This window comes from Blastococcus sp. SYSU D00922, from assembly GCF_054050495.1.
This window is the reverse complement of sequence record NZ_JBJGZL010000006.1, coordinates 90014-106751: the sequence shown is the minus strand read 5'-3', so window position 1 is coordinate 106751 and position 16738 is coordinate 90014. Positions and strand designations below refer to the sequence as shown.

General features: G+C 73.4%; 15 protein-coding genes. 5 read left to right on the top strand and 10 right to left on the bottom strand.

From position 1 onward, the window contains the following. Positions 1-38: 38 nt before the first annotated feature. From ACI78T_RS10840 to ACI78T_RS10805, 8 genes are all read right to left on the bottom strand, one after another. Positions 39-881, bottom strand: coding sequence for a formate/nitrite transporter family protein (locus ACI78T_RS10840; protein WP_456558102.1), 843 nt, complete (start codon positions 879-881; stop codon positions 39-41). A gap of 80 nt (positions 882-961) precedes the next feature. Beyond that, positions 962-1804 carry an HAD-IIA family hydrolase gene (locus tag ACI78T_RS10835; protein WP_456558101.1) on the bottom strand — a complete coding sequence of 281 codons (843 nt, stop codon included), beginning with the start codon at positions 1802-1804 and terminating at the stop codon, positions 962-964. Beyond that, a complete protein-coding gene (locus ACI78T_RS10830) occupies positions 1797-3281 on the bottom strand; it encodes a biotin carboxyl carrier protein (RefSeq protein WP_456558100.1) in 1485 nt (494 codons plus the stop codon). The genes ACI78T_RS10835 and ACI78T_RS10830 overlap by 8 nt, the downstream gene beginning before the upstream one ends. Continuing rightward, the gene (locus tag ACI78T_RS10825; protein ID WP_456558099.1) at positions 3281-4654 is read right to left on the bottom strand and encodes an acetyl-CoA carboxylase biotin carboxylase subunit; all 1374 of its coding nucleotides are present in this window, start codon (positions 4652-4654) and stop codon (positions 3281-3283) included. The genes ACI78T_RS10830 and ACI78T_RS10825 overlap by 1 nt, the downstream gene beginning before the upstream one ends. Beyond that, complete coding sequence (locus tag ACI78T_RS10820; protein ID WP_456558098.1) at positions 4647-5135, bottom strand: acetyl-CoA carboxylase biotin carboxyl carrier protein; 489 nt, start codon at positions 5133-5135, stop codon at positions 4647-4649. The genes ACI78T_RS10825 and ACI78T_RS10820 overlap by 8 nt, the downstream gene beginning before the upstream one ends. Positions 5136-5140: 5 nt before the next feature. Then, positions 5141-6211 (bottom strand): PEP/pyruvate-binding domain-containing protein, encoded by a 1071-nt coding sequence (locus ACI78T_RS10815; RefSeq protein ID WP_456558097.1) that lies wholly within the window; start codon positions 6209-6211, stop codon positions 5141-5143. 11 nt (positions 6212-6222) lie between these two features. Continuing rightward, positions 6223-8031 (bottom strand): PEP-utilizing enzyme, encoded by a 1809-nt coding sequence (locus ACI78T_RS10810; RefSeq protein ID WP_456558096.1) that lies wholly within the window; start codon positions 8029-8031, stop codon positions 6223-6225. A gap of 26 nt (positions 8032-8057) precedes the next feature. Continuing rightward, positions 8058-10046 (bottom strand): acetoacetate--CoA ligase, encoded by a 1989-nt coding sequence (locus ACI78T_RS10805; RefSeq protein ID WP_456558095.1) that lies wholly within the window; start codon positions 10044-10046, stop codon positions 8058-8060. Positions 10047-10132: 86 nt separating this feature from the next. Here ACI78T_RS10805 and ACI78T_RS10800 point away from each other — a divergent pair, with 86 nt between their 5' ends. Genes ACI78T_RS10800 through ACI78T_RS10780 form a run of 5 tightly spaced genes read left to right on the top strand, consistent with a single transcriptional unit; the run spans position 10133 to position 13492 of the window. Next, positions 10133-10978 (top strand): IclR family transcriptional regulator domain-containing protein, encoded by an 846-nt coding sequence (locus tag ACI78T_RS10800; protein WP_456558094.1) that lies wholly within the window; start codon positions 10133-10135, stop codon positions 10976-10978. 9 nt (positions 10979-10987) lie between these two features. Then, positions 10988-11617 (top strand): haloacid dehalogenase-like hydrolase, encoded by a 630-nt coding sequence (locus ACI78T_RS10795; RefSeq protein WP_456558093.1) that lies wholly within the window; start codon positions 10988-10990, stop codon positions 11615-11617. A 24-nt stretch (positions 11618-11641) separates the two neighbouring features. Continuing rightward, positions 11642-12058 carry a hypothetical protein gene (locus ACI78T_RS10790; RefSeq protein ID WP_456558092.1) on the top strand — a complete coding sequence of 139 codons (417 nt, stop codon included), beginning with the start codon at positions 11642-11644 and terminating at the stop codon, positions 12056-12058. 50 nt (positions 12059-12108) lie between these two features. Beyond that, positions 12109-13122, top strand: coding sequence for an NADPH:quinone reductase (locus ACI78T_RS10785; protein ID WP_456558091.1), 1014 nt, complete (start codon positions 12109-12111; stop codon positions 13120-13122). Positions 13123-13144: 22 nt separating this feature from the next. After that, on the top strand, positions 13145-13492 hold the full coding sequence (locus tag ACI78T_RS10780) for a LuxR family transcriptional regulator (RefSeq protein WP_456558090.1): 348 nt from the start codon (positions 13145-13147) through the stop codon (positions 13490-13492). Between the two features lie 77 nt (positions 13493-13569). On the opposite strand, the gene ACI78T_RS10775 is transcribed toward ACI78T_RS10780, so the two are convergent. Continuing rightward, the gene (locus ACI78T_RS10775) at positions 13570-14724 is read right to left on the bottom strand and encodes an acyl-CoA dehydrogenase family protein (RefSeq protein WP_456558089.1); all 1155 of its coding nucleotides are present in this window, start codon (positions 14722-14724) and stop codon (positions 13570-13572) included. Then, on the bottom strand, positions 14724-16727 hold the full coding sequence (locus ACI78T_RS10770) for an ATP-binding protein (protein ID WP_456558088.1): 2004 nt from the start codon (positions 16725-16727) through the stop codon (positions 14724-14726). Before ACI78T_RS10770 ends, ACI78T_RS10775 begins: the two co-directional genes overlap by 1 nt. Between the last annotated feature and the right edge of the window lie 11 nt (positions 16728-16738).

The following is a 16738-nucleotide window of genomic DNA, read 5'->3' as shown; positions in this document are numbered from 1 at the left end:
AGGACACGACCCCGTTCCGTCAACAGCCGCCCCCGGGCTCAGGCGCGCTCGGCGGGCTCCTCCGCAGGTGTGGCCTTCGCGGGCTGGTCGCGCAGGAACAGGTACCAGTACGACGTCGCGACGAAGACGACGGCGCCGACGAGGTTGCCCGAGCCGGCGAGCAGCCAGTTGTAGAGGGCGTCGCCCCAGCCGGTGTCCGGGACGCCGGCCCAGATGGCGGCCGGGATGAAGAACATGTTGGCCACGACGTGGTCGAAGCCCATCGCGACGAAGGCCATCACCGGGAAGAAGATCGCGAGGATCTTGCCCGACACGGACTGCGCCGCGAGCGACATCCAGACGGCGAGGCACACCAGCCAGTTGCAGCCCACCCCGCGCAGGAACGTCTCCCACGCGGTGTGCCCGGTCTTCCCCTCGGCGATCGACACCAGCCGCTCGTAGGTGAGCAGCGCGCTGCCCTCCGAGTCGGCGTCGCCGATCACCTTGGTCTGCACGGCGAGGAAGAAGGCGACGAAGAGCGCACCGACGAGGTTGCCGAACAGCACCAGCGTGAGGTTCTTCGCGACGTCGCCGCCGGTGATCCGCCCCCGCATGGCGCTCAGCGGGACCAGCATCATGTTCCCGGTCGCGAGGTCCGAGCCCGCGATGAGGACGAGGACCAGGCCGAGCGTGAACGCCGCCCCCATGAAGAGGGTCGGCAGCGTGCCCCACGTCGAGGGGTCCAGCCCCGAGGACACGGTGATGGCGACGAGCGCGCCGAACGAGATGTAGGCGCCGGCGAGGAAGGCGCTCACGAGCACCCGGTCCCACGTCCGATGGGTCTTCTTCGCCCCCGTCTCGGCGGCGACCTGGGCCATCTCAGCTGGTTCTCGCGCGGACACCGGCGCCCCCTGCGGCTCGGACCGTCAGTCGGAAGCCCGTAGTGCCCGCTCGGTCCGCGGTCCACGCACGAACGGGCCGATCAGCCGCGCAGCAGCTCCGCCAGCGCCCCGACGTCGGGCAGGTCCAGGTGCGGGCGCACCTCGGCGGGCAGGTCGCTGAAGGACTCCGCATGACCGATGCCCGTGTGCACGGCCACGGCGAACGCCCCGCCCGCATGGGCCATCGGCACCTCCAGCTCCGGGTCGTCGCCCACCACCGCGAGCTCGTCCGCCGCCAGCCCCAGCCGGCGCCCCGCCGTCCGCAACGCGGCCGGCGACGGCTTCCCGACGACGGTCGCCTCGCGCCCGGTGATGTCGCGGACGACGGCGCTGATCGCCCGTGACGTCCCGAGCGACCGTCCCTCCGCCGTCGCGAAGAACAGGGACTGGGACGCGCTGTACATCTCCGCCCCGTCGAAGACCGCGAAGACGGCCGCCTCGAGCGCGTCGAAGGTCAGCTCCTGCCGGAACCAGCCGGCCATCACCGCGTCGCACGGCGTCCCCCGCAGCGGGGGCACCGTCTCGATGCCCGCCGCCTCCAGCGGCTCGGTGATCCCCTTGCCGCCCAGCACCATCACCCGGCGGTAGCCACGGTCGAGGAAGACGTCCACCGCCGTCGACGCAGGCGTCAGCGCCTGGTCGGCGCCGACGGGCAGCCCGATCCCCTCCAGGACGTCGGCGATCTGCTGCGGCGTCTTCACGGTGCCGTTCGTGTAGATGCAGAACCCCGTCCCGCGCTCGAGGAGGGTCTCCAGCAGCGACGACGCGCCGGGCAGCGGGACCATGCCCTGGTTGTTGCGGTCCCCCATCACCAGCGTGCCGTCCATGTCGAGGACGAACCCGCGCACGCGCCGGAGCCGGTCGAGGACAGCGAGGTCAGGCAACGGACGTCCCTCCCGGGGCTCGACGGACCGACATGCGCAGCCCCGGCTTGGCCACGGCGAGGTCGTGCACGGCCTGCCGGGAGCCCAGCTCGTCCAGCAGGGTCAGCACCGGTGCCAGGGACGGGTTGAAGTGCCGGGGCGCGGGGCCGGCGGCCAGCATCGCGTCGACCTGCTCCTCGGGCATGTGCGCGCGCAGCAGCAGCTCCTCGTCGCTGATGCCCTTCGGGAACTGCCGGCGCAGCTCGGCCGGCGTCGGCGGCGGCGGCTCGGCCTGGAGCTCCTTCGCCCGTGGGCGGTCGAGGATCCGGTCCAGCACCGCGGGGTCGACCGGCGCGGTGGGCTTGCCGAAGCTGCCGAGCACGTACCGGATGACCTGGTCGGGCACGTTGCCGTAGCGCTCCTCGCCGATCACGTTGAACAGCGCCTGCGAGACGACCATCTGCGGGAACGGCGTGACCATGATCGGGTGGCCGAGCTCGGCCCGGACGACGCCGACCTCTTCGACCAGCGCCTCGAACCGGTGCTCCATCCCGATCTCCCGCAGCTGCCGGCGGGTCGTGGTCATGACGCCCCCGGCGATCTGGTGGTGCAGGAACGCCGCGTCGAAGTCCTGCGGGCCGCCCGCGGGCAGCCCCTCGGCCGCGGCCAGTCCCTCGAAGTAGTCGCAGACCAGGCCGAGCGCCCGGTCGTCGACGTCCACCCGGTGGCCCATCTCGCGCAGGTTGGCGACGGTCCGACGCGCCTCGGGCAGCGACGACCCGTTGCCCAGCGGCCCGCAGCCGACCTGCACCACCTCGACGCCCAGGTCCGGTGCGATCGAGTACGTCAGCGGGGAGAACCCGATGGTGGCGTGCGAGTGCAGCTCCAGCGACTTGCCGCCGAGCCGGGCGACGATCGCCGGCAGCAGCGTCCGGGCCCGCTCCGCGGAGAGGATGCCGGCCGGGTCCTTCACGTACACCCGGTCGAAGTTCGGGTCGGCGGCGTACTGCCCGGCCAGGTCGGCGTAGTAGGCGTCGTCGTGCACCACGCTGAGCGTGAAGGTCAGCGCGCCGATGACCTCGTCCACGCCGGCCTGCTTGAGCCGCCGGGCGGTCTCCCGGGCGGCGTCCATGTCGTGCATGGGGTCGAGGACGACGACCCGGTCGATCCCGTTGACGACGAGCCGGTCGTAGACGAGCTGCATCGTCTCCGGGTGGGAGTTCTGCCAGCTGATGAAGCGGAACCCGGTGCCGATGAACTGCAGCTTCGTCGTCGGCATCGCGGCCCGGGTCAGGCGCAGGCGCTCCCAGGGGTCCTCCCGGTGGGTGCGGACCGCGACCCCCATGGCGGTGCTGGAGCTGTAGTCCAGGGCCCGGAAGCCCACCCGCTCCAGCAGCGGCGCGACCTGCGCCACGTGTGCCGTCCGCAGCCCGGTCGCCCCCCACAGGCTCTGGTTGCCGTCGCGGATCGACACGTCGACCAGTCCCACGTCGGCCATCAGGACGCCCCCACCAGACGGCCGGCCAGGAACCGCTCGAAGAACGCGGTGTCCACTCCCCCGGCGGCGAACTCGGCGTCGGCCAGCAGCGCCTGGTGCACCGGCACGGTCGTGGTCACCCCGTCGATCCGCAGGAGGTCGAGCGCGGCGCGGGCGCGAGCCAGCGCGTCCGCCCGGTCGCGGCCGTGGACGACCAGCTTGGCCAGCAGCGAGTCGTAGTACGGCGGGACGACGGAGCCGCTCTGCACGTGGGTGTCCACGCGGAGCCCGTCACCGACGGGCAGCACCACCCGGTCGATCCGCCCGGGCGAGGGCCGGAAGTCGTGCGCGGCGTCCTCGGCGTTGATGCGGCACTCGACGGCGTGCCCGGTGAGGACGACGTCCTCCTGACGCAACCGGAGGGGCAGACCCTCGGCCACGGCGAGCTGCTCGGCGACCAGGTCGAGGCCGGTGATCATCTCGGTGACCGGGTGCTCGACCTGGATGCGGGCGTTCATCTCCAGGAAGTAGAAGGTGCCGCGCTCGCGGTCGACCAGCAGCTCCACCGTGCCCAGCCCCCGGTAGCCCAGGTGAGCGCACAGCCGCAGCGCCGCGTCGGCCATCTCGGCGCGCAACCCGTCGGGCAGCAGCGGGGCCGGCGCCTCCTCGACGAGCTTCTGGTACCTGCGCTGCACGGAGCAGTCGCGGTCGCCGAGGGCGACGGCCCGCTCGCCGTCCCCCAGCACCTGCACCTCGACGTGCCGCCCCGACGAGACGTAACGCTCCAGGTAGACCCGCGGGTCCCCGAACGCGGCGGCGGCCTCGGAGACGGCGAGGTCGAGGGTGTGCGCGAGGTCGTCGGGGCCGCGCACCAGCTTCATGCCGCGGCCGCCACCGCCACCGACCGCCTTGACCAGCAGGGGGTAGCCCACCTCGGCCGCCACCGCCCGGGCGCCGGCGAGGTCCGCGGCCTCGCCGCCGGGGACGACCGGCAGCCCGGCGGCCACGGCGTGCGAGCGGGCGGTGAGCTTGTCACCCACCGCCTCGAGCGACTCCGGCGTGGGACCCACGAAGACCACGCCCGCTGCGGCGCAGGCGCGCGCCAGGGACGGGTTCTCCGACAGGAAGCCGTAACCGGGGTGGACGGCGTCGGCGTGCACCGCCTGCGCGGCCCGCACGACGGCCTCCGGGTCGAGGTAGCTCTGCGCGGCGTTGGCCGGCCCGAGCCGGACGACACGGTCGGCCAGCCGCGCCGGCAGGGACTGCAGGTCGGCGTCCGAGGCGGCCAGGACCGACTCGATCCCCAGCCGTGTGCAGGTGCGGATGACCCGCGCGGCGATCTCGCCCCGGTTGGCGATGAGCAGGCGGTGGATCCGCCTCACGGTGCTAGCCACCCGCCCCACCGGCCCGGGCGGGGTCCACGACGCAGAGCACGGCGTCGGCGTCGGCGAACTCGCCGTTGCCGACCCGGAACTCGACCACCGTGCCGCTGACCCCGGCGTGCACCGGCGTCATCATCTTCATGGTCTCGACGATGCCGACGACCGTCTCGTGGTCGACCCGGTCGCCGACGTCCACGAACGGCGGAGCGCCGGGCTGCGGCGCCCGGAAGAAGGTGCCCAGCAGGGGTGGGTGCACGGCCACCAGCCCGTCGGCGACGCGGGACGACGTGGACGCCTGGGGCTCCGCAGCCACCGGCTCGGGCGTCTTCTCCAGCACCGGTTCGCGCGTCACCCGCTGCTCGGCGGTCCAGCCGTCCGCTCCCTCGCGGCGGACTGTGAGGGTCAGGTCGGCCAGCTCCAGGTGCAGCTCCGCCAGCCCGCTGGAGTCGAGCACCCGCAGGACGTCGCGGACGTCGTCGGGGGTCAGCTCCACCGCGCTCAGCCCTCGGACGGGCGCTTGCCGCCCAGCAGGTTGAAGACGTGGTCGAACGGGCGCGCGGCGGGGGCGGCGAGGCGGGCCCGGTCCTTCTCCGCCCACACCGTCTCGGGCCGGCTCTGCAGGAGGAACACGGCGCCGGCGTCGTCCACCGCCCACTCGATGTCCTGCGGGCAGCCGTAGTGCGCCTCGACCTCCCGCGCGGTCGCGACCAGCTGCGCGATCTCGTCGTCGGACACCGACGGCCGGTCCTGCAGCTCCGCCGGCACGTCGGTCTCCACCACCCCGTGGCCGGACGGGTCTGGCCGGTGCCAGCGGGTCTTGGTGGCCACGGTCCGCTTCATCTCGCCGGTCACCTTGCTGACGACGAACGAGTCCGGGGTGACGTCGCCGCTGACGACGGCGGACCCCAGGCCCCAGCTCGCGTCGATGGCGACCACCGACTTGTCGCCGCTGCGCGGGCTGCGGGTGAACATCACCCCGGAGCTGCGGGCGCCCACCATCCGCTGCACCACGACGGCCATGCCCAGGTCGGTCTCGGGGACCCCGCGCCGCAGCCGGTAGGTCACCGACTCGACGCTGTAGAGGCTGGCCCAGCAGCGGCGCACGTGCTCGAGGACCGACTCCGCTCCCCGTACCCAGAGATACGTGTCCTGGAGCCCCGCGAAGCTGGCCTCGGCGCTGTCCTCGCTCGTCGCGCTCGACCGCACGGCCACCGGCAGCGACGGGTCCCCGCACTCCGCGCAGAGGGCCGCGTAGGCGGCGGTCACCGCCTCGACGACGTCGTCCGGCGGCGCGGCGGACTCCACGACGGCCCGGATCTCCGCGGTGACCGCGGCCAGGTCCGCCGAGTCCGCCGGGTCCAGGGCGGCCACCCGCTCCGGCACGGTCACGCCGTGCACGGTGAGGTGCTCGACGGTCCGCTGGAAGGCCGCCGTCGTCACGGCGAAGCCGGAGGGCACCCGGATGCCGGCGCGGAGCAGCTCGCCCAGGCTGGCGCCCTTGCCGCCGACGTCGGGGACGTCGCCGATGCCGACCTCGGAGAAGTGCAGCACCGGGCGGGTCGTGGTCACGGTGGTCCCCATCAGCCGAGCACGGTGACGACGCCGCGGTCCCCGTCGACCCGGACCCGGTCGCCCGTGGAGATGCGCGCGGTGGCCGTGCCCGTGCCGACGACGGCCGGCATCCCGTACTCGCGGGCCACGATCGCCGCGTGCGACATCGTGCCGCCGATGTCGGAGACCGCCGCGGCGATCTTGCCGAACACAGGACCCCAGCTGGGTGCGGTGACCGGGCAGACCAGGATCTCGCCCTCGCGGATCTGACCGATGTCGTTGACGTTGAGCAGCACCCGCGCGACCCCCTCGACCACACCCGGCGAGGCCGCGTACCCGCGCACCGTGGACTCGTCGTCCTCGTCCGTGCCGAGCCAGGACTCGATCGTCTCCTGGGTGATCCCCCAGAGCATCTTCACGGCCGGGTCGTTGAGCGCCTCCGGGACGGCGCCGAGGGCGGGAGGCGGCGACCACGTCGACAGCGCCTCGACGATCCGCTTGCGCTCGGCGACGATCGGCTGCCAGTGCCGGGCGCCGAGCTCCGTGCCGCCGGACGCCCAGGCGAGCATGACGTCGGCGAGGGCGTCCTCGACCTCCACGTGCCGCAGGTGGAAGACGTCGTCGGCCTCGAGCAGCACACCGCGGTCGGCCAGCAGCTGGCCGAACGCGCGGATCTTCTGGAAGAAGCGGGTCGTGAACCAGTGCTCGCAGTAGAACTTGTGCGACTCGATGTAGGGGAAGACCTGACGGCACAGGCCGAGCATCTGGTCGAAGGCCGCCTTCTCCTCCTCGGAGTCGAGCAGCCCCCGGTACTCGTCGGCGATCCGGTCGCGTTCCTCGGCCAGCCGCTCGGTCGGGCGGGTGAGGTCCTCGCCGTTGCGGACCTGCTCGACGTAGCGCGGCAGGGCGGCGAAGGGAACCGTGAGGTCGTCGGCCCACGAGAGGTGGTGGTGGTAGAAGCCGTCACCCACCGAGACGTTGAACCACGGGTCCTTCGCCGCCTCGAGGCCGGCCAGCCAGCGGGCCCCGGCGTCGCCCCGCTCGCCGAGCGCCGCCAGCACCTTCGCCGGGTCGGCGCCTTCGACGAACAGGTCGCCGAGGTCGAGCTCCACGGCCAGCGCGGCGAGCTTCTTCAGCTCGTCGTCGGGGCGGTACATGGTGACGTCCATCCCGGCGACCATGCGGGCCACCATCTGGTCGCCCATCTCCGGGAAGGCCTGCTCGCAGAACTCGAAGAACACGACGTAGGCGCCGTACCCGAGCATCAGCAGCTCGGTGTGGTGGTGCCACATCTTCGAGTAGAGGTCGATGCAGCGGTGGAACCGCTCGCGGAGGAAGTGGTTGGACGCGAACCCGCGGCCGCCGGTGACCACCTCGAGCGGGTCGAGGTCACCGAGCTCGGGCACCTCGACGGCCTCGATGTCGGCGATCAGCGCCTCGATGCGGACCTGCCACTCGCCGTAGATGCGGTCCCAGTTGCCGTAGTAGTGGCCGGCGCGCTCCTGGAAGTCGGCGAACCGCCGCCCCTGCTCCGCCTCGTCGAGCACCGGGTTGGCCGTGATGTAGACCCGCCCGTTGATGATCCGGTACTCGATGCCCATCGTGGTCGGGAAGGAGAACAGCCGGGCGGTGTTCGCCCCGATCGCCGTGTAGGGGATCTCGGAGGTGATGCCGTCGAAGGCGGGGATCACCTCGGGGAAGTGCATCGAGTTGTAGAACCAGAACCGCTGGTCGTCCTCGGGCTGGAACCGGGTGAAGTAGGGGTACATCGCCTCCCAGCCCTCCGCCCCGGGAACGGCCTGGATCTGCGACGGGAGGGGGAACGAGCGCTCGGTCATGGCTGTCCTTCGACGGTGGAGGAGGGTCAGAGCGAGTAGTCGGTCTGGGTGCGGGCGTATGCGACGAAGTCGGCCAGGGCACCGGGATCGGCCATGGCGTCGGGGTCCGCGACGGCGGCGGGGTCGGCGCCGAGGAGGAGCCGGCGCACCGGGATCTCCATCTTCTTGCCGCTGCGGGTGAGCGGGATCGCGCTGACGGCCACGATTCGGTCGGGCACGTGCCGCGGTGAGTACTCGTCGCGGAGCCTCCGCCGCAGCCGCCCCTGCAGGTCGTCGTCGAGGACCGCGCCGGGGGCCAGGGAGACGAACAGGGGCATGAAGAACCCACCGTCGGGCAGGTCCAGGTTGGTGATGAGGGCGCCGAGGACGGCGGGGTCGTCCTCGACCACGCGGTAGATCTCGGCGGTGCCGATCCGGACGCCCTGCCGGTTGAGCACGGCGTCGGACCGGCCGCGGACGAAGCACCCGCCGCGCTCGTTGACCTCGAAGAAGTCCCCGTGCCGCCACACGCCCGGGAAGGTCTCGAAGTAGCTGCTCCGGTAGCGCGCGCCGTCGTCGTCGCCCCAGAAGAACAGCGGCATCGACGGCATCGGCCGGGTGATGACCAGCTCGCCGACCTGGCCGACGACGGGGTGCCCCGACTCGTCCCACGCCTCCGCGGCCACGCCGAGGGAGCGGGCCTGGATCTCGCCGGCGCGCACGGGCAGGGTCGGCACGCCCCCGACGAAGCCCGTGCAGCAGTCGGTGCCCCCGCTGCCGGTGGCGATCGAGAGGTCGGCCTTCACGTCCGAGTAGAACCACGCGGTGACGGCCGGGCCCACCGGGGAGCCGGCGGGCATGACGACGTCGAGGGCGGAGAGGTCGAACCGCTCCTTCGGCACGACCCCGGCCTTCTGCATGAGCTCGACGAACGTCGGGCTGGCCCCGAAGAGGCGGGCACGGCCGTCCTGCGCGATCCGCCAGAGGACGTCGACGTCGGGGTGCGCCGGGTTGCCGTCGTAGAGCACCGGCACCGCGCCGACCAGCGGCATGGTGAGGAGGAAGTTCCACATCATCCAGCCGGTGGTGGTGAAGAAGAAGCCGCGGTCACCGGGGCGCATGTCGTGGTGGAGGACGTGCAGCTTCAGGTGCTCGAGCAGGATCCCGCCGTGCCCGTGCACGATCGCCTTGGGCAGGCCCGTGGTGCCGGAGGAGAACAGCACCCAGAGCGGGTGGTCGAAGGGGACCTGCTCGAAGGCGAAGCCGGCCACGTCCTCGCCGGCCACCACGTCGTCCCAGGGGGTGCCCGGCTGCTCGAGCCCGAGGACCGGGACGGTGACGACCTCGCGGAGCCCGGCCATGCCTGCGACGAGGTCGGCCACCTCGGCGCGGCGGTCGAAGTCGCGGCCACCGTACCGGTAGCCGTCCGCCGCGAGCAGCACGACCGGGTCCAGCTGGCCGAGCCGGTCGAGCGCGCCGCGCGAACCGAAGTCCGGGGACACGCTCGCCCAGACCGCTCCGACGGCGGCCGTCGCCAGCATCGCGACCATGGCCTGCGGCACGTTGGGGAGGTAGGCGACCACCCGGTCGCCGGGGGCCACGCCCAGCTCCCGGAGGTGGGTCGCCAGCACCCTGACCTGCCGGGCGAACTCCTCCCACGGGAACTCGCGCAGCGGAGAGGTCTCGTCGGCGAACAGCAGCACAGGTGAACCGGCGCGCTCCTGGGCCAGCACGTGCTCGGCGAGGTTGAGCCGGGCGCCCGGGAACCAGCGGGCTCCCGACATCTCCCGGCTCTCGAGGACGGCGGTGTGCGGGGCCGACGAGCGGACCTCGAAGAAGTCCCAGACCGCCTGCCAGAACTCCTCGAGCTCGGTGGTCGACCACGACCAGAGGGCGGCGTAGTCGGGGAAGGTTCGGCCGGTGCGCGCCTGCGCGAACGCGGTGAACTCGACCAGGCGGGCGCGCGCTGTGCGGTCGGGGTCCGGCGTCCAGAGCAGGTCGCCCTCGCGCACCTGGGACGTCGCTCGGACCGGCATGCGGGAGACAGTGGCGCAGACCACATCCGGCGGGCAACACTCACCTGACGAGATTTCACGCTGCGAAAACGACGAGGTGGCGGCGCGTGCGGAACTACCGGGTGAAGCCGATCGAGTCGCTGGCGCGCGGCCTGCAGGTGCTCCAGACGCTGCAGGAGGTGCGCGCCGCGAGCCTGCACGACCTCCACGTCGCCACCGGGATCCCCAAGCCGACGCTCACCCGCATCCTCTGGACCGCCCACCAGCAGGGGCTGGTCTGGCAGCGGATGGTCGACGGGGCCTTCCTGCCCAGCCACACCCAGCACCGGCTGGAGCCGGACCACGACGCGTGGCTGGTGGAGATCGCCTCACCCGTGCTGGACGAGCTCGCCGGCCGGGTGCAGTGGCCGTCGGTGCTGGCCGTGCCCCGGCTGGACCACATGGAGACGCTCGAGACCAACAGCACCCGCACGTACTTCGACGCGTTGCCGCCCCGCCCCCGGGGCTTCCGGGTGAACATGCTCGGCTCGGCCTCCGGACGCGCCTACCTCGCCTACTGCAGCCCGCAGGAGTTCGAGGCGGTCATCCGGCGGCTGCGCTCGCGCGACACGGGCGGGCGGGGCCTCGCGTTCGACGACGAGGCCCTGCGAAAGCTGGTGGCGAGCACGCGCGAGCGCGGCTACGGCGTGCGGGCCCCGGACTTCGGTGGCGACCCCGCCCGCCCCCGGTCGGAGGTGGACGACGGCCGGGAGTCCATCGCCATGCCGGTGCGGCTCGAGGACCGGGTGGTGGCCACCATCAACCTGACGTGGCGGCGGCAGGTCATGTCGACGACCGGCATGGTGCAGCGGCACCTCGACGACCTGCGTCGCGCCGTCGCGACCGTCGAGGAGCGGGCGCGCGAGGCCGGCCTGGGCGTGGGAACCGGTGTGCCCGCGCCGCCACCGCGGTAAGGACCCGGCATGCAGTCGACCGTCGTCTTCGACCTGGACAAGGTGCTGCTCGGCGGGGACGCGTCGACGCTCTTCCTGCACGGCCGGCTCCGGCAGTCGCCGGGCCGGGCGCTCCCCCTCCTCGCCGCCTCGCCCGTGCTCCTGCTCGGTGCCGCGCTGCCCTGGACCCGGCCGCTGGGCGCCCGGCTGATGACCCGGCTGGCCGTGGGTGACCGGGACGTCGACGGCATCGCGGCCGCCTACCGGGAGGTCCTCACCGTCAAGCCGGAGGCAGCGGTCGCCGACGCCATCGCGTGCGTGCGTGCGCATGAGCTGGCCGGGGACACCGTCGTCGTCGCGACCGGCTGCGAGGAGACGCTGGCCCGCGGTTTCCTGACGGCGATCGGGCTCGGCCACCTCGACGTCGTCGGCTCGCAGGCCACGGTGCCGGTCCGGCGGGCCATGGGCGAGTCGAAGGTGACCATGCTCTCCGACCGCGGCCATCCCCCGCCGTGGACCGCCGTCTACAGCGACAGCGCGTCCGACCTGCCGCTGTTCGCCGGCACGCCGAGGCCCGTGCTGGTCAACGCCGGTGAGCGGGCCGCGCGCCAGGTCGAGCGCACGTTGGGCCGCCGGCCCGAGACCCTCACCTGGCGCTGACCGCGCGGCGGCTAGCCTCCGGCCGTGGGGTACTTCGGCAAGCTCGCGTACAGCGACGGGCGGTGGACCGCCGGCCGGCCGACGGCGGTGCCGTTCCTCCTCCTCGACGTCCACGACAGCGCCATCGCGACGATCGACTACCGCGGGGCCGACGCCTCGGGCGGCCGCTTCTTCCTCGGCTACGAGCCGCGGATCTACTTCGAGGAGCCCGACGCCTCGCCGCCGATCGACACCCGCGCCGAGGCGGACGGCTTCGCCCGCTGGGTGAAGGAGACGGCCGGCACGGACGTCGACCCGGACGACGTCCGCCGGCTCATGGCCGCGCCCGACGGCGCCCCGCCCGCCGAGGACGTCGTCGAGGAGGCCGTCGAGAAGCTGCTCGCGCTGGCCGGCCTCCCGGCCCCCGAGTGGCCGACGGACGACGACGCGCCCGCCGGCTGAGCGCCGTCCTCAGCGCGCCCCCGCGTCCGGGCGGCGGTAGGAAGGAGCCCGTGCGCGCCGTCTCCTACAGCCAGCCCGGTGGTCCCGACGTCCTCCAGCTCTCCGACCGACCCGTTCCCGAGCCCGGCCCCGGTGAGGTGCGGGTCCGCGTCGCCTTCTCCGGCGTCAACCCGACCGACTGGAAGTCGCGCAGCAAGACCCCGCCGGGCCCGGAGGGGCAGGTCCCGAACCAGGACGGCGCCGGCACCGTCGACGCGGTCGGCCAGGGCGTCGACCCCGTGCTCGTCGGCGAGCGGGTCTGGATCTGGGAAGCCGCCTGGCAGCGCCCGTGGGGCACGGCGGCCGAGTACACCGTCGTCCCCGCCCGCCAGACCGTCCTGCTGGGCGCCGAGCCGTCGTTCGAGCTCGGCGCGTCGCTCGGCATCCCGTTCCTCACCGCGCACCGCTGCCTCACCGTCGCCGAGTCGCTGCCCGACCGCATCGGCCCCGGCTCGCTGACCGGCCGGGTCGTCCTCGTGCAGGGCGGCGCGGGTGCGGTCGGCAACGCCGCCATCCAGCTCGCCCGCTGGGCCGACGCGACCGTGATCGCCACCGTGAGCAACCCGCAGAAGGCGCAGCTCGCGGCCACGGCCGGCGCCGACCACGTCATCGACTACCGGCGGCAGGACGTCGTCGCCGAGGTGCGCAAGGTCGCCCCCAAGGGGGTCGACTCGATCGTCGAGGTCTCGGCCGCGGTGAACGCGCCTGTCGACGCCCAGGTCATCGGCATGCACGGCGCCGTCGCGATGTACGCCGACGACGGCGGGGCGGAGGTCACCGTGCCCGTGCGGTTGCAGATGGGGCCCAACGCCCGCTGGCAGTTCGTGCTCGTCTACACCGAGCCGGCCAGGGCGAAGGAGATCGGCGTCGAGGACGTCAACGCCGCGGTCCTGGACGGCGCGATCCGGGTGGGCCGCGAGGCCGGGCTGCCGCTGCACGTGTTCCCGCTCGACCAGGCCGCGCAGGCGCACCAGGCGGTGGAGGACGGCGCCGTGGGCAAGGTGCTGATCGACGTCACGGCGTGACCGGCGCCCCTAGGCTGCGCGCATGAGCACCGTGGACGTGCACCAGCTCTCGGCCGAACTGCTCGACCGCGCCGCGCGGGGATCGGCGCACCGCGCGGCGAGCACGCTGCCGCACCCGGTCGACGGCCTGCGGCAGACCCTGATCGCGCTGCTCGCCGGCGGGGAGCTGGGCGAGCACGAGAGTCCCGGCCCCGCGAGCTTGCTGGTGCTCCAGGGCCGGGTCCGCGTGGTGGCCGGCGACCAGAGCGTCGAGGTCGGCGTGCACGAGTTCAGCCCCGTCCCCGACCGGCGGCACAGCCTGCACGCCGACGAGGACAGCGTCGTCCTGCTCAGCGTCGCCGTCCCCGACCGGGCACCCCTGGCCGATTGAGTGCCGACTGTGCGCTGGTCCACCTCATCGCCGCGAGATGACGTGGACCAGCGCACAGGCGCGTGTCAGGACAGCCGTCAGCCGACGCCGAGGTCGCGGGCGATGAGCATGCGCTGCACCTCGCTGGTGCCCTCGCCGATCTCCAGGATCTTCGCGTCGCGGTAGAACCGGCCCACCGGGAACTCGTTCATGAACCCGTACCCGCCGTGCACCTGCGTCGCGTACCGCGCGTTGTCCATGGCCACCTCGGAGCTGTACAGCTTGGCGATGGAGGCCTCCCGCTTGAACGGCTCGCCGCGCAGCATCTTCTCCGCCGCCCGGTAGTAGGCCAGCCGCGCGGTGGAGGCGCGCACCTCCATGTCGGCGATCATGAACTGGATGGCCTGGTTGCGGCCGATCGGCTGCCCGAAGGCCTCGCGCTCGCCGGCGTACTTCACCGACTCGTCGACGCACCCCTGCGCCAGCCCCACCGACAGCGCCGAGATCGCGATGCGGCCCTCGTCCAGGATCGACAGGAACTGCGCGTAGCCGCGACCCCGCTCCCCCACCAGGTTCTCCTCGGGCACCCGGACGTCGGTGAACGACAGCTCGCGGGTGTCGGAGGCGTTCCAGCCGACCTTCGAGTAGCGCTGGCCGACGGCGAAGCCCGGGGTCCCCGACGGCACGATGATCGCCGAGATCTCCTTGCCGCCGTCGGGGCGCGTCCCGGTGACGGCGGTGACGGTGACCAGCGCGGTCAGGTCGGTGCCGGCGTTGGTGATGAAGGCCTTGGAGCCGTTGATCACCCAGTGGCCGTCCTCCAGGCGGGCGGTGGTCCGCGTGGCGCCCGCGTCCGACCCGCCGCCGGGCTCGGTGAGGCCGAACGCGCCCAGCGCCTCCCCCGCGCACAGCCGGGGCAACCACTCCTGCTTCTGCTCCTCGGTGCCGAACCGGTAGATCGGCATGGCACCGAGGGAGACGCCCGCCTCCACGGTGATCGCCATCGACGAGTCGACGCGGGCCAGCTCCTCCAGCGCCACGCAGAGGTCGAAGTAGGTTCCTCCCGAGCCGCCGTACTCCTCGGGGAACGGCAGCCCGAACAGGCCGAGTTCGCCCATCTGCCGGACGAACTGCGTCGGGAACTCGTCGCGCTCGTAGAACTCCCCGATCTGCGGGGCGATGACCTCCTGCGCGAACTCGCGGACGGTCTTGCGGAGGGTCTCGGTCTCGTCGCTGAGCCGGTAGTCCAACATCAGTTCTCCTGCTGCTCAGGAGCGGCCGCCGCTGGGGTCACCAGGGCCACCCGCTCGTCCAGCGCGACCGTCTGGCCGGCTGTCACGCCGAGCTCGGTGACCGTCCCCGCGACGGGGGCGGTCAGCACGTGCTCCATCTTCATCGCCTCGACGACCAGCAGCGGGGTCCCCGCCGCCACCTCGTCGCCGACCGCGGCCTGCACCACGGTCACGGTCCCGGGCATGGGCGCGGTGACCGCGCCGTCGGCACCGGAGCCCTCGCCGTGCGCCGCCAGCCGCTCCTGCTCGCGCAGCGCGGCGACCCGGCCGTCCGCGGCCAGCCACACCGTCCCGCCCTCGTGGACGACGGCGTAGGACGCGGTCAGCCCGTCGAGGGTCACCGTCAGCCGGTCGCCGTCCCGGACGGCGCGCGCGGGCACCGGCTCGCCGTCCCCGACGCGGACCTCCGCCGCCGACGACCGGCCGCGCAGCCGCACCTCCACCGGGTCGCCGCCGGCGACCTGCAGCCGGCGCACGGTCCAGGCCGGCTCCCCCAGCCGCCAGCCGTCGGGGACGTCCCAGCGGTCGACGACCGGGCCGGCCGGCTCGCCCTCGACGAGCAGCGCCAGCGCCGCGGCCGCGTAGACGTGCGGGGGCGGGGGCTCGGGCAGGGTCAGGTCGTCCCCGCGGCGCTCGATGAGCCCGGTGTCGAGCTTCCCGGCGACGACGTCGGGGTCGGTGAGCAGCGCCCGCAGGAAGGCCGCGTTCGTCGTCACCCCCAGGACGGCGGTGTGCCCGAGCGCGCCGACCAGCCGCGCGCGGGCCGTGTCGCGGTCGGGGCCCCAGGCGATGATCTTGGCCAGCATGGGGTCGTAGTCGGTGCCGACGACGGAGCCGACCGCCAGGGAGCTGTCCACCCGGACGCCGGGGCCCGACGGCTCGACCAGCCCCAGCACCGTGCCCGCCTGCGGCAGGAAGCCGCGGGCCGGGTCCTCGGCGTAGAGCCGCGCCTCGATCGCGTGCCCGTCCAGCGAGATGTCGCTCTGGTCCAGCGGCAGCCGCTCCCCCGCCGCCACCCGGATCTGCTGCTCGACCAGGTCCAGGCCGGTGATCAGCTCGGTGACCGGGTGCTCGACCTGCAGGCGGGTGTTCATCTCGAGGAAGAAGAAGTCGCGCGGCCGGTCGGCGTCGACGATGAACTCGACCGTGCCGGCCCCGGTGTAGCCGACGGCCTTCGCCGCTTCGACGGCGGCGCGGCCCATCGACGCCCGCGAGGCGGTGTCCAGCAGCGGGGACGGCGCCTCCTCGATCACCTTCTGGTGCCGGCGCTGCAGGCTGCACTCGCGCTCGCCGAGGTGGATGACGTTCCCGTGCGCGTCGCCGAGGACCTGCACCTCGATGTGCCGCGAGTTGCCGACGTACCGCTCGACCAGCAGGGTGTCGTCGCCGAAGGAGCTCGTGGCCTCGCGCCGGGCACCGGCGATCGCCTCGGGCAGCTCCTCCTTGCTGCGCACCACCCGCATGCCCTTGCCGCCACCGCCGGCGCTGGGCTTGAGCAGGACCGGGAAGCCGACCGCGACGGCGGCGTCGGTCACCTGCTCGTCGGTCATGCCGGGCTCGGTCCGCCCGGGGACGACGGGGACACCGGCGGCCATCACCGTCTGCTTGGCGCGGATCTTGTCGGCCATGGCCTCGATCGCCGCGACCGGCGGGCCGATGAACACGATCCCGGCCTTCTCGCACGCGCGGGCGAACTCGACGTTCTCCGACAGGAAGCCGTAGCCGGGGTGGATCGCCTGCGCGCCGGTACGAGCGGCCGCCTCGAGCACCCGCTCGATCGAGAGGTAGCTCTGCGCGGCCGGCGCCGGCCCGATGGGGACGGCGACGTCGGCGAGCCGGGTGTGCAGCGCTCCGGCGTCCGCGTCGCTGTGCACCGCGACCGAGCGGATGCCCATGGTGCGCAGCGTGCGGATCACCCGGACGGCGATCTCGCCCCGGTTGGCCACGAGGACGGTGTCGAACATCTACGCCACCC